Here is a 12,938-nt window from a genome sequence, read left to right on the forward strand (position 1 = left end):
ACGCTGGCCAAGATGGTTTCCGCGACGCGAGTTCCAAACACGCCGGCGACCTTTGCGGGGTCAGTGGGGTCCACGGAGTATCTCGTGTCTAGGATCGATCGATCACACCATCTGCTTGTCACCTTGCAAGTTCCGGCATCGGCTCAGCACGGTTGCAGTTAAGTTGCTCCCCGTGCCTGGCTGATCTCTATGCCGCGCCCGCCGGAGCGACGCGCGCGGATGTCATGGCGTAGTTTTCGCCCGTGACCATCAGTTTCCAAGCGATACGGGCCATCTTATTGGCTAACGCTACGGCGGCCAGCTTCGGCGGCTTGCGCTTGAGAAGGTCGAGGAGCCAGGGCGAGGCGCGTCCTCCGCAGCGAACAGCATGCCTGATCACGGCGGTGGCCCCCGACACCAGCACGGCGCGCAAAGCTTCATCGCCGGCCCGGGTGATGGCGCCGAGCCTGACCTTGCCGGCCGTAGAATGATCCTTCGGCGTCAATCCGATCCAGGCCGCAAACTGGCGCCCTGACCGGAATAGCTCAGGCGCCGGGGTCTTCATCATCAACAGCGCCGCGCCGATCGGACCGACGCCAGGGATCTTGGCGAGACGTCGGCTGCATTCATCAGCCTTGTGCCAAGCCATGAGCTTGGCGGCGACTTCGGCGATTTGCGCCTGCAACTGAGCATATTCTTCAGCCTGGGCCGCGAACAGCTCGCGAGCCAGGTCGGGCACGCTCTCATCCGCTTGAATGTGTTCGAACAGCGGATCGAGGTGCACCATCCCTTTGGCGGCGGTAAAGCCAAACTCGGCGGCATAGCCGCGGATGGCATTCGACAATTGCGTGCGATTGCGGATGAGCCGATCGCGCAGGCTGACCAGCATCAGGGCCGCCTGTTGCTCGGCAGTTTTTACCGGCACAAAACGCATCGTTGGCCGGCTCATCGCCTCGCAAAGCGCCTCGGCGTCAGCCGTATCGTTCTTGCTGCGCTTTACATACGGTTTGACCAGTTGAGCCGCGATCAGCTTCACCTCATGGCCGAACGACCGCAAAAGCCGCGCCCAATGGTGGGAGGCGCTGCAGGCTTCGATCCCGATCACCGTCGGCGCAAGCTTCTCGAAGAACTCAACCATCTCCTTGCGCCGCAACTTCTTGCGCAAAACCACCTTCTCGGCGGCGTTCACCCCGTGAAGTTGGAAAAAACGCTTCGACGTATCCATGCCGATTCGGCTAATCTGTTCCACGGACGGTCTCCTTTGTCTGAGATCTGCAACGACCTCATTCTGGCACAATCGATGCCGTCGGGGGCCGTCCACCCCCCAACACGCCGAAACACACCCGTGGATATCGGTCCCGTACGGCAAGCCGGTCCCAAGGGCATCGATCTTCCGAGCCAAGGACCAGCGTCAGCGGGTCGCAAGTGAACTTTCGGCGATCAGCCCGGAGCAATGGGTAGATCTGAAACCCGGCCAGCGCGCCGAGCTTTTTGGGCAAATGTATCCTCAGCAAGACGGTTACGCGCTGTTGATGCTCTGGCTTGAGGTCGAGGAGGCCGAAGAGGCCGAAGAGGCAGATGACGACCGGACGTCGGCGCAGCGCTTCAAAGATCAGCAGACACGTTGGCGTTAGCCGTCGAGATCCCCGTGTTGAAACCGCTGATTAGCGTCGAGAAGTGGAGAATTTCCTCTAGCAAGTTGCGCAAAACCGCTGCTTCCGGCTTGACCCTCCAAATTTCCTTGTTCTAATTCTGTTCTCATGGCGACAGGGCGATTCTGCCGCGCCGTATTTGAACACAACTGCAGCCGCCCCGATCCGGACAGGAACCATGCACGAGATCATCTGTCCACATTGCGATAAGGCCTTCAAGGTCGATGAGACCGGCTACGCGGATATCCTGAAGCAGGTCCGCGACGCCGATTTCGCCCAACAACTCCACGAACGGCTAGAGTTGGCCGAGCGTGACAAGCAGAGCACCGTGGAATTGGCGAAGGCCCAGGTCCGCAACGATCTGCAGAAGACTGCGGCCACCAAGGATGCCGAGATCCTGGAGTTGAAGTCCAAGCTTGAGGGAAGCGAGGTCGCCCAGAAACTCGCCGTCAGCGAAGCGCTCAGCACAGTGGAAAAAGAGCGTGACCGGCTGGCAAACGCGCTGGCCGAGTCCGAGCGCGACAAGAAAGCGGCCTCGGAGCTTGCCGATGCCCTGTTGGCCGGCGAGCTGCACAAGGCGTCTGCTGCCAAGGAAAAGGAAATTCAGGAGCTGAAGGCCAAGCTCCAGGCTGTTGAGCTTGAGAAGAAACTCGCCGTGACCGAGGCGGTCGGTGCCATCGAGAAGGAGCGCGATGAGCTGAAGAACGGCATCAAGCAGGTCCAGCTTGAAAAGCAGCTCTCCGAGCAATCGCTGAAGGACAAGTACGAAACGCAGATCAAGGATCGCGACGACGCGATCGAGCGCCTGAAGGACATGAAGGCCCGCCTCTCGACCAAGATGGTTGGCGAGACCCTCGAACAGCACTGTGAGACCGAGTTCAACCGGGTGCGCTCGATGGCCTTTCCGCGGGCGTACTTCGAGAAGGACAATGACACGCGGACCGGCAGCAAGGGCGACTATATCTTCCGCGACTCGGACGACGCCGGCACCGAGATCATCTCGATCATGTTCGAGATGAAGAACGAAAGCGACAAAACCGCCACGAAGAGCAAGAACGAGGACTTCCTCAAGGAGCTTGACCGGGACCGGACCGAGAAGGGCTGTGAGTATGCCATCCTGGTCTCCTTGCTTGAGCCGGACAACGAACTCTACAACGCCGGCATTGTCGACGTCTTCCACCGCTATCCGAAAATGTATGTCATCCGGCCGCAGTTCTTCCTGCCGATGATTACGCTCTTGCGGAATGCCGCGATCAACTCGCTGAAGTACAAGACTGAGCTGGCGCTGGTGAAGGCGCAGAACATCGACATCACCCAGTTTGAAAGCCAGCTAGAGACCTTTAAGACGGCGTTCTCGAAGAACTACGATCTGGCTTCCAGGAATTTCCAGACCGCAATCACCGAGATCGACAAGTCCATTGATCATCTGCAGAAGACCAAAGATGCGCTGATCGGCGCGGACCGCAACCTGCGCCTCGCGAACGACAAGGCGCAGGACGTGACGATCAAGAAGTTGACTCGCTCCAATCCGACGATGGCAGCGAAGTTTGCGGAGCTCAAAAGCCATGCCGCTGAAGCAGCGGAGTGATTTCTAGCCAGGTCAGGCAGAAACTACCGTGACGTCAGATTGTGGGTGACCAATAGATGGTCGCGGGGATGTCCCGGGTTCTGTTGATTTTCTGAAGAGGTCGGCGTTGCCCACCTTGAGCCGGTAGGCTCGGGGTGCTGATTCCTCAAAGGAGAGCAACGCCATGACGAGAGATATCACACCGGCGGGTTGGCCGCCGACTGGGGCTGTCGACGAAGCGTTTACAGAAGTGCGGGCGAGCTTTGATCGGTTCTGCCTTGCGGCGGGATCGAGGCGCTCGGCACGATGATGGAGGCGGATGTCACGGCGGCCTGCGGGCCGCGCCACGGTCGCGATGCGGCGCGGCGGGCGCACCGTTGGGGCCGAACGCGCGGACGGATCGGCTTCCACGGCGGCAAGATCGAGGTCGAGCGCCCGCGGGTCCGGGGCGTGGACGGCCGCGAGGTCACGATCCCGAGCTGGGAAACGGCAGCGCAGGAGGACTGGCTCGGTCGCTGGGCGATGAACCTGATGCTGATCAATGTGTCGACGCGCCGGTTCGGCCGCGCTGTCCGGCTGCCCGAGGGAGACGTGCCGGCACCGCCCGGATCGGGGGTTTCGAAGTCGGCGGCCTCGCGGAGGTTCGTAGCGCTGTCGGCGGCGCGGCTGGCCGACTTCATGGCTGCCGATCTGTCCGCGCTCGACCTTCTGGTGGTCCAAATCGACGGGCTGCATCTCGGCGAGGATCTCGTGCTGGTCGCCGCGATCGGGGTTGACGGCGAAGGCAACAAGCATCCGCTGGCGCTGGTGGAAGGGGCGACCGAGAATGCCGCAACGGTTCAGACCCTGCTGGACAACCTGGTCTCGCGCGGGGCTCGACCCGACGGCGCCAAGACTGTTCATCGCCGACGGTGCGAAGGCGTTGTCGAAGGCGATCCGCCGCACCTTCGGTTCGGCCGCAGCGATCCAGCGCTGCCAGATCCACAAGGCGACACAACATCATGGAACGCCTGCCGAAAGAGCATCATGCGGCCACCCGTCGGGTGCTGCGCCAGGCCTGGGAGCTCGATGACGCAGACAAGGCTGAAAAACTGATCCGCAATCTCGCGCGTCGGCCCGGCGTAGCGGCGAGCATCCTCGAAGGCCTCGATGAAATCCTGACTGTCGTCCGGTTGAAGTTGCCGAAGGAGCTTCGTCGATCGCTCGCCTGTACCAACATCGCCGAGAACATGATGGGCACCATTCGCCGTGTCACGCGCAACGTCAAACGCTGGCGGGATGCCGGTATGGCCTTGCGATGGGAGCCGGCATGATCGAGGCCAACAAGGGCTTCCGACGATTGAAGGCGCATAAGCAATTGTCGGTTCTGCGTGCGGCTCTTCAAGCTCGCCACAATCGCATGACGATCAACCCCGTTGCCCACGTCACGAGGGCCGCGTAACATTCATTCCGGCAACGTCGGCCCGACCTAGTTCAACAGCGATCGGGACATCCCCATCACGCGTGTCCGAAGCTGGTATGCTTCACTGACGCTGCGATGATGGTGCAGTAAGCCGTGGGCCCGACACCGAATTCACCTCTCGTTCACCACGTAACCATATGATACTTAATGAGTTATCTATTTGTTCTTGATTTGTTCTTGTCATCCACTAAACTGGCTTTTGAACTTTTTGCCCACAAATGTTGGCTCCTCAAACTAGTGGACTTCGTCACTGTGGATTCGACGCCGCCGCAGGGGGTGGCTAGGGTTGGATGATGAACCTGCTTGCACGAATGAATGACGGACCCGCCGTACGGTCGATCTCGCCGCGCAGGGAGCTCGGAGCGTACGAGGCGCTGTGGCTCGAGAAGGGCGCGACCTTCAAAACGATCGCAGAGAAGTTCGCTTCCGATCCGACTGCCGTCCCATCCGATTTCGTTCCGGGTGCTGTAGCTGACGCTTGCGCTGCGGAGGTTCTGGCAGCACTTAAGAAGGCTGGCATCTGCAGGTTTGGCACCCGGCTGAATCTTACTGGGAATTATCCTTCGAAGCTCCGAGACGCGAGGCATCCCGTAGAGATGCTGTACTTCCAAGGCGCTTGGGAACTCGTCGAGACCCGGTGTGTCGCCATCGTAGGCAGCCGCAATGCGAGCGAAGAGGGGAAACTGCGTGCGGGTAAGCTCTCACGTGCATTGGTCGAACGCGGCTTCACCGTCGTGTCGGGATTAGCGACCGGTATCGACACCGCAGCTCATACAGCCGCGATCGAGGCGAAGGGCCACACCATTGCGGTGATCGGCACGCCGATCGGAATCTATTACCCGAAGGAAAACCAGGCTCTCCAACGCAAGATCGCGGAGCAGCATCTGCTCATTTCGCAGGTGCCAGTGCTGCGATACGCTAGTCAGTATGTGCCGCAGAACAAGCTGTTCTTTCCCGAGCGGAATGTCACGATGAGCGCGCTCACGGAGGGGACGGTTATCGTGGAGGCCAGCGACACGAGCGGGACGCTCACGCAGGCTCGTGCCGCACTTCAGCAGGGCCGCAAGCTGTTCATCCTCGATTCTTGCTTCAAGCGGGATGGCATCACCTGGCCGGCGAGCTTCGAGAAGCGAGGCGCGATTCGTGTCCGCGACCTCGCCGATATCTTGGGCGTATTAGGTGATGGCACGCCTGCTTCAGCAAATTGACGAGACAAACCGGCGGGACCACTGGTACCTCGACGAGAGTGACGACTGTCATTATCTCTATGAGTACACAGCAGGTAAGGGCTGGCGAGGCGGCGATACCAACCAACTGATCCACAATCTTCAGAAGAAGCGCGGCGATGGCGGCTACCATTACAAGGCGCCAGCGATCGCAAGATGTGCTCGTGACTTGTCTGCGGTTCTGAGTGCGGAATGGCTGGACCAGGCCACGATTGTCCCCATTCCACCATCGAAGGCGAAGACCGACCCGGCTTACGATGATCGGATGGTTCAGGTATGCAGAGGAATCCGCGCTGCGACCCCACCAGATGTTCGGGAGCTAGTCGAGCAGATCGCCTCCACTGACACGTTCAAGGGTGGCCACAGGAAGTCGCCGGCCGAACTCAAACAAAACTATAGGATCGTCGAAAATCGGCTGCAAAACTTGCGGGGTATCGTCGGGATTTTCGACGATGTTCTCACGACCGGCTCCCATTTCAAGGCAATCAAGGAAATGATTTTGGAGCGCGCTCCACAAGCCCGCGTGATCGGTCTTTTCGTTGCCAGACGCGCGATTCCAAATCCGTTTGAAGAACTCTCCGAAGACGATCTGCTGAAGTTATAGTTGGTACTTCGCGGCGACCCGTGAACCGGCGTGACGCTCGCGGCCTGATCGTAATGACGTGCCCATCCGGGTTGGGTGCTGATAAGAGAATTACACAAACGGAGTCAGTTCGCTGACTGATAAGGTTTGGTCGCAAATGGAGTCAGTTGAATGACTAATAAAGTTGTTAACAGAGGCTTTTCAGTCCCAGTGGCCTCAAGCGCTGTCTCTAACGGTAGCGCTCACATCTTGGTACAGCTTCGATGCTCGATGGGCTTCCGCTCGCCCGTCTCCGAGTCGCGTTGGTCACCCCGTCTGCAGCGAGGCGAAGGGCAATAACCCTTTCGTTCTATTGAAAGTTGCGTTGAGGTTAGCGACGATAGAAGCAGGGGGAGCAATCAATGGCTTTCAAGTTCGACGACACCGCACCGTTGCCAGACAATCTTGCGACATATGCGAAGGAGGTATCCGGGCTCGATGGTATCTTAGGACCTGTCCTTGCCGCCCGGCTCGAGGATTTGATCGCCGGCGCCGACGCCGACGGGATCCTGGATCAGCTTCTCGCGGCCCTGGTGCAGACCCCGAAGGGGGCGTCGTGAGCGGCTGGTTTCTCGAGTGTCTTGAAGTCGAAGGCTTCCGCGGCATCAACAACGAGGGTGATCCGCTCGTCCTGAATTTCACCCACGACGCCGTGAACTCGGTTTCCGCTCCGAACGGCGTCGGCAAAAGCTCGATCTTCGACGCCCTAACGTACGCGCTGCGCAAGCGTATCCCCAAACTCGACGAGTTGCCGGCCTCTGAGGGGGGCGACGGCTACTACCTGAACCGCTTCCACTCGAAGAGCACGGGGACGATCAAGCTGACCGTACACCCAGATGGCGCCGGTAAGCCCGTCACCATTTCGATCACGCGCGACGTGGCTGGCGCGCGAAAGGTTTCTGCGCCCAAAGGAGTTGACGGCGAAAAGTTGCTCGCCTCCCTCAACCGCGATTTCGTGCTCCTAGATCACAAGACGCTACAATCGTTCATTGATGACAAGGCCCTCGAGCGCGGCCGCGCCTTTGCCGGCCTGCTAGGACTTGCCGCGTACTCGGCGCTTCGTCAGGAACTCCAGGCACTTTCGAACACGAGGGCGTTCAACAACCATTTCGATGTCAAAGCCCTCAACCAGCAAGATACCTCACTGAAGGCGACGATCATCAAGCAGCAAGCGGAGGCCGTCAGCGCCTTCCAGGCGCTGACCCAGACGTCGTTGCTTGACCAGAAGGATCATGCGGCTGCGGTACTCAAAGCTCACAACGCCCTTCACCAAATTGCGATTCTGAACCCCCACTGCACCGGCAAACTGTTCGGCGAGATTGTCATCGACGACTGCGTCGAGGCCATCAAAAAAGCCGAAGGTGGAGACGCTCCGGCACGCCTTGCGGGCCTGCAGCGGCAGGAGACGATGATCGCCAGCCGGATTTCGGTAGGCCCATCCGACGACAACTTTAAGAAGCTGCTCTCCCTTGCGACCGAACGGGATCAGGCGATGTCGCAGACCGCCGGAAAGCTCCTCAAGGCCCTATACGCCGCGAGCCGAGCGGTTCTGTGCGATGATTCGTGGCCTAACAAGAATCAGTGCCCGGCGTGCGAGCAGGAGAGCGCAGGATCTCTGCTTCCAGGGCTGGAAGCCCGTTTGGCGGCGTTCCAGGAACTCGAGGATTGTACAGCAAAGCTTGAGACCGAATGGAAAGGCGGAGGATGGGGCGAGCTCCGCAAACTTGAAGAGGCGCATGCTGAAGGTGGCGACCAACTAATGTTCGCGGCGCTCGGCAAGAGAGCGGAGCTAGCGTTGACTGAAAGTGAGGTGCGCGACCTCTGGGCGTGGCGCTCAACTTTGCTGGAACGTGCTGCGGCTGCGTTGCAAGATACGAAGACGAAGCGAGAGGCCCTCGAAAAGGAGTTGCCAGCCTCTCTGGTCGCCGTCACGAGCGCGGTCGAAGCGGCGCGCCGCCTCCAAAAGGCCTGGAAGGACGTTCTTGACGCACAGGCCGGCCTCGCCAAGGTTACCAGCAAGCTTGCTGCGATCAATCGCATCAAGGGTTTTCTGGACAAAGCAAGCGACACTTTCGCGGCTGCTGAGGCCGACTTGTCAAAGCGGCGTCTCGCGGCGGTCGAGCCGCTATGCCAGAAGTTCTTCGGGTCCATCATGTACGAGCCCGTCAAACCGTCCCTGGCCAAGGCCGATGGCGCGGAGGCTCTTTCCATCGGGCTTTCGCAGTTTTTCACTTTGAGGAACGTCTCAGCGCAGGCACTTCTTTCAGAGAGCTTCCGCAACGCCTTTGCAGTGTCGGTCTACCTAGCGGCCGCGACGCTTTATGGCGGCGAACCGCGTTTCATCGTGCTTGACGACGTCACTTCGAGCTTTGACGCCGGCCACCAATTCCACCTGATGGAGCTCATTCGCACACAGTTTGCACGGCCGATGCAAGCCAACGGCCCGCAAGTCATCCTGCTGAGCCACGACACTCTGGTAGAGAAGCTCTTCAACCGGAACAACGGCCAAAGCTGGAAACATCAACGGTTGGAGGGAACGGCCCGCACGGCTGTGCTGCCGCAGTCCGACGCGGTCAACCGGGTTCGTGACGCTACGCTCCGCTTTCTACAGGCAGGCCAAGTAGACGATGCCGCACCGCGCCTTCGGCAGTATCTCGAACATCGGCTATTGGACGTCATCCAGAAGGTAAAGATACCCGTGCCGATCGACTTCGCACTCGACGATAACAATAAGCAGGTTGGCAACGCGTCAGCCGCAATCGAAGCCGCTGTAAAGCTGCATAAGGCGGCCGGCATCCTCGTGCTTGACGCCGCCCAAGAGGCCGGTCTGCAGACCCACATGGCGAGCATAACCGGGAATTTCGTCGCTCACTTCGCTACCGGATCGACCAGCGCCTTTTCTAGCGGGTCGCTGCTCGGCGTGATGCAAGCGATCGACGAGTACGCCGAATGCTTCATGTACGAAGATCCACCCGGCGGCGGTACCAAGAAATTCTATCGTTCACTGAGTAAGCGCTGACGTCTGTGTGAGCTCTCGTCGAATTATCGACCAGGACACAATTCTTGGCGTATTTAGCCCGATCTATTCACGAGAGCACGGTCGTTCTTGACGTCTGACGGGGGCTGGCGGCTGGCGTGGGTGACCGTCCGGCCTTTTGTCACCGGGTTCTACATCAAGCTGTTTTGTACGCGTTGGAGGAGTGGGGCGGGTGAGCGGGCGCAGGCCCGGTCGGTTACGGGCCGAGCGGGAGCAGCGCGCCGGGCAAGCTGCGGAAGAGGTCGGCTTCGGGGCATGCCGCGGCGAACGCAAGGCGAATGCGGCTCGCGGTTTCGACGACCCGGGCTGCGATTTTCAAGAGACGAAGACGCAGCGTCGCGAACTCGGCAGTGGCCAATTCCCGGACTTTGGGAATGGCGCCGCGCACGGTAAGCATCAACCAATAAGCGGCGGTGTGGAGAACGAGACGGACCTGGTTGGCGAGCGCCGAACGGCAACTGGTGCGATCGGAGGCGAGCTGCGTCTTATGCAGCTTGATCAGATTTTCGGCTTGGCCGCGCGCGCAATACAGGCTGTCGTAGATCCACTCGGCCGAGCCGACATCGAGGCTGGTGACGACGAAGCGGATGTCGAGGCCGAGCATCGTCGCCTCAATACGGGCGACAGTGCGCCGTTCGTGATCCCAGGACTTTGCCTTGTGGCGCGTCTCGGTATAGCCGCGCAGAACAGGCAGGTTCTCGATGGCGCGTCGCGTGCGAATGTCGTCGGCGACCTCGTCGACTTTTCTGGCGAGAGGCTTGGTACCGGACAGACCGAAGATGTAGTCGATGCCGTTGTTCTCGCACCACGTCATGGCCTCCGGCCGAGCATAGTGCCCGTCGCCACGGAACGTAATTCGCGTCTTGTGCCACCGCGTCCGGATATGCCGTATCAGGCGGCGCAGATGGGCACGCACCTCGACGCCGCCCGGCGTCTTGCCGGGCCGCAGCACGACCGCCACGGGCCGGCTCTTCTCCGTGTCGTAGCCGTGGATCGGCAGGAAGCAGCGTTCGTCATAATGAGCATTGAACAGCGAGAGCTGCTGATGGCCGTGGACGACATCGCAGGTATCATCGATGTCGAGCGTGACGGATGCCGGCTCGCGCGGGTAGCGATCAGCAACAGCCGTGTCATCGATATCGAAGACGGCAAAGTACGCTTTCGATGGAAGGATTACCGCCACGGAAGCCAGCAGAAAGTAATGACGCTGGACGCCGGGGAGTTCATTCGGCGGTTCCTCATCCATGTCCTGCCCGAAGGCTTCAAACGTATTCGCTACTATGGATTTCTGGGTAACCGCTACCGCAAGCAAAAGCTCGCTCGCTGCCGTGAACTGCTCGGAATGATATCCGCCGATGCTCATTCGGAGCCGGAAGCGCCATCCGATTGCCCCGAGAAGGCTGAGCACTGCAATGCCGCTTCCTTGCGTCAATGTCCGTCCTGTCATCAAGGCCACATGGTGTGCGTCGAGGTCTTGCAGCCAGGTTCGTTCAGTGCCGCTCGCTCACCGGACACTTCTTGATGCGAGACCTCGATCAACCAAGAACCACCACCTTCCATTTCGCAATTCGATCGGCCGCCGCGGCAGCCGATCGATGCCCTGTTGTCGTTCATCCGACGTCAAACCTCCGGCGCTTCGCATTTTTCGGCTACTTCGCTTCCCAGATGTCGCTTCCACCCAGTACTTTCGTGATAATGTCCGCTTTGGACTTGTCCCCAGTTCAGATCACGACGTTTCACAAATAACGGCGCAGTGATTCAACACCCATAGCTGCAGCGGCGTGCCCGCGGCTTCGTCCAACACGTTTTTAGATTACCGGCGCCCCTGCGAGTGCTCGTGTTGGGTACCGAACCACGCGCCGCCAATCTAAAAACGCTCTCTATTATGCCGACTGCCGAACTATGCCGAATGGGCTTGTTTTCCCCGAGATTCACCGTGAGCGGCGTGTAATCGGCTCGGCATAGTTTGTCTTGTACCTCCGCTTTCAACAGCGGAGGTCAGGGTATGATTGCGAAAGAGTACTTGGGCAGAAGCCGGCTGTACCGGCGTCTCAGAGGCGGACCGCACGGACTGCTCATCGAGCGCTATGGCGCTCGTCTCGTCGAAGAGGGACTCGTTCGGCACGGCACGTGGCGTTGCCTCAACGTGGTTGGTGGGCTCCTGAGTTGGATCGCGAGCCGTCAATACAAGCTGGTCGATCTCGATGAGTGTCCGTCGTCAGATAATTTGAGACTGATCAGGCGGTTTGAGAAGGGAGGCTCTGGTTCACGCGGATTAGAGTTTAAGCGGCCTGCAGCCGATGCTGCAAGCGTCGGTTTGCGATGGTGTCGTGCTTGATGCGGTTGCGTTCTGCAAGGATCGCCTCGGCCCTGCCGAAGTAGACGTCGGCTGGTGTGAGGTTGTCGATGCTCTCGTGGTAGCGAACGTGATTGTAGTGTTCGACAAAGGCTCCTACTTGTCGTTCGAGATCGCCAGGAAGGTAGTAATTGTCGAGCAGAATGCGGTTCTTCAGGGTCTGATGCCAGCGCTCGATCTTCCCCTGGGTCTGGGGATGATACGGAGCGCCACGGACATGCTGCATGCCTTTCTGTTCGAGCCACATGGCCAGATCGTCTGCCACGTAACTCGACCCATTGTCGCTCAGGAGCCGAGGTCGCTGTGTGACGGTGATGTGGTCGAGGCCGGACGCTGCGAGTGCCTGATCGAGCGTGCCCATGACGTCGGAGGCGCACATCGTCGGACCAAGCCTCCAGGCCACGATGTAGCGCGAGAAGTCGTCGAGCACGGTCGAGAGATAGTACCAGCCCCAGCCGGTGATCTTGAATGACGGCCGTGGTTTTGTCCCTGAACTCGTTCTCGGCCTTGATCACCACATAGGCCGGGCTGGTGATAAGGTCATGCGCCTTCAGCAGCCGATAGACCGACGCCTCGGAGACAAAGTATTTTCGTTCGTCGGTGAAGCGCACGGCCAGCTCGCGCGGCGACAGCTCCGGAAGCTCCAGTGCCAGATCGATGATCTGGCCTCGCACATCGTCTGGGATCCGATTCCAGACCCGGTTTGGTCGAGACCGGTGATCGGCCAGCGCTTCAACGCCACCCTCGCGGTAGCGGTCATACCAGCGATAGAACGTGGCGCGCGGGATACCGAGCATGTCCAGCGTGCGTTTGGCCGGGAGATGCGATTGCTCGACCAACTGGATGATCTCGGCCTTCTCTGAGGCGGGATACCTCATGCCTCTTCCTCCCCAGCCCCATTGATGCTTTTTTTGAGCAGGCGGTTCTCCAGGGTCAGATCGGCCACGGCCTCCTTCAAGGCGGCGGCCTCCCGGCGGAGATCCTTCACCTCGCCGGAGGTTGCCGCCCGCGCCGTGTCGCCCGCCAGGCGCTTTCAA

At 59.8% G+C, this 12,938-nt stretch carries 7 protein-coding genes and 4 pseudogenes; 8 read left to right on the forward strand and 3 right to left on the reverse strand.

Annotation, left to right across the window (positions count from 1 at the left end):
- Positions 1-187: 187 nt before the first annotated feature.
- On the reverse strand, positions 188-1,228 hold the full coding sequence (locus NLN62_RS50905; protein ID WP_254106570.1) for an IS110 family transposase: 1,041 nt from the start codon (positions 1,226-1,228) through the stop codon (positions 188-190).
- A gap of 250 nt (positions 1,229-1,478) precedes the next feature.
- Here NLN62_RS50905 and NLN62_RS53115 point away from each other — a divergent pair, with 250 nt between their 5' ends.
- From NLN62_RS53115 to NLN62_RS50935, 7 genes and pseudogenes are all read left to right on the forward strand, one after another.
- The gene (locus NLN62_RS53115; RefSeq protein ID WP_256576117.1) at positions 1,479-1,613 is read left to right on the forward strand and encodes a hypothetical protein; all 135 of its coding nucleotides are present in this window, start codon (positions 1,479-1,481) and stop codon (positions 1,611-1,613) included.
- Between the two features lie 196 nt (positions 1,614-1,809).
- Complete coding sequence (locus NLN62_RS50910; protein ID WP_254114217.1) at positions 1,810-3,219, forward strand: DUF2130 domain-containing protein; 1,410 nt, start codon at positions 1,810-1,812, stop codon at positions 3,217-3,219.
- Positions 3,220-3,382: 163 nt separating this feature from the next.
- Positions 3,383-4,639, forward strand: a pseudogene (locus NLN62_RS50915) (IS256 family transposase).
- Positions 4,640-4,953: 314 nt separating this feature from the next.
- Positions 4,954-5,868 (forward strand): DNA-processing protein DprA, encoded by a 915-nt coding sequence (locus NLN62_RS50920; RefSeq protein ID WP_254114218.1) that lies wholly within the window; start codon positions 4,954-4,956, stop codon positions 5,866-5,868.
- Positions 5,843-6,490 carry a hypothetical protein gene (locus NLN62_RS50925; protein ID WP_254106433.1) on the forward strand — a complete coding sequence of 216 codons (648 nt, stop codon included), beginning with the start codon at positions 5,843-5,845 and terminating at the stop codon, positions 6,488-6,490. The genes NLN62_RS50920 and NLN62_RS50925 overlap by 26 nt, the downstream gene beginning before the upstream one ends.
- 380 nt (positions 6,491-6,870) lie before the next feature.
- A complete protein-coding gene (locus NLN62_RS50930) occupies positions 6,871-7,068 on the forward strand; it encodes a hypothetical protein (protein ID WP_254106432.1) in 198 nt (65 codons plus the stop codon).
- Positions 7,065-9,527, forward strand: a complete 2,463-nt coding sequence (locus tag NLN62_RS50935) for an AAA family ATPase (protein WP_254114219.1) — start codon at positions 7,065-7,067, stop codon at positions 9,525-9,527. The genes NLN62_RS50930 and NLN62_RS50935 overlap by 4 nt, the downstream gene beginning before the upstream one ends.
- 214 nt (positions 9,528-9,741) lie before the next feature.
- Here the strand turns inward: NLN62_RS50935 and NLN62_RS50940 are convergent.
- A pseudogene (locus NLN62_RS50940) lies at positions 9,742-10,662 on the reverse strand (IS1380 family transposase); the annotation flags it as partial.
- Here NLN62_RS50940 and NLN62_RS50945 point away from each other — a divergent pair.
- A pseudogene (locus NLN62_RS50945) lies at positions 10,651-11,067 on the forward strand (transposase); the annotation flags it as partial. The pseudogenes NLN62_RS50940 and NLN62_RS50945 overlap by 12 nt on opposite strands.
- 760 nt (positions 11,068-11,827) lie before the next feature.
- Here NLN62_RS50945 and NLN62_RS50950 read toward each other — a convergent pair.
- Positions 11,828-12,934, reverse strand: a pseudogene (locus NLN62_RS50950) (DDE-type integrase/transposase/recombinase); the annotation flags it as partial.
- Positions 12,935-12,938 lie beyond the last annotated feature (4 nt).

The sequence above is a fragment of the Bradyrhizobium sp. CCGUVB23 genome (assembly GCF_024199885.1).
GTDB lineage: Bacteria > Pseudomonadota > Alphaproteobacteria > Rhizobiales > Xanthobacteraceae > Bradyrhizobium.